1 protein-coding gene is annotated in these 525 nt (G+C 48.4%); it reads right to left on the bottom strand.

From position 1 onward, the window contains the following. Window positions 1-188: 188 nt before the first annotated feature. Window positions 189-525, bottom strand: a 337-nt coding sequence (locus WH87_RS20465) for a hypothetical protein (protein WP_197410710.1), incomplete at its 5' end; no start/stop codon positions are given.

Here is a 525-nt window from a genome sequence, read left to right as displayed (position 1 = left end):
CTCCTCTTGCACTCAATCTCTCTATTCCCCCCCCCTTGCTCTCTTTCTTCCGTTTTTCGTTCTTCCTACCCGTCATTCTCGCCGCCTCCTTCTTCTCTGTTGTTTTTCTCTCTTTTTTCCTCTTCGCTTTTTGTTTTCTCCTTTACTACCTTTCCTCCCTTCGTCTACCTCTTCTTCCTTTGCTTACTTCAATCCAGTTTCCCCTTCCTTCCTTCCTCCTCCTTCATTTCTGGTATCATACCTGCTTCCTCTCTTCCTCTCTTCCTTTTCTCCTCTTCTCTCTCTTTCTCCCTTCTCTCCTCTCTTCTCCTTCTCCTCTCCCCCCTCCCCTTTTCCTTCTTCTCTTCCTTTTTTTCCCCTTCCTCCCCCTTTCTTCCTCCTCTCTCCTCTCTTCCTCCTTCCCCCCCCCATCCTCTTCTCTTCTTCTCTTTCTCCTTTCTCTCCCTTCTCTTCCCTCTTCTACTTCTCTTCTTTCTTCCTTTCCCCCCTTCCTCCTCTTCTTCCTTCTCCTCTTCTCCTTTCCTC

This window comes from Devosia epidermidihirudinis, assembly GCF_000971295.1.
Classification (GTDB): Bacteria; Pseudomonadota; Alphaproteobacteria; order Rhizobiales; family Devosiaceae; genus Devosia; species Devosia epidermidihirudinis.
The sequence above is the reverse complement of the archived record's forward strand: the minus strand, read 5'-3'. Positions and strand labels throughout refer to the sequence as shown.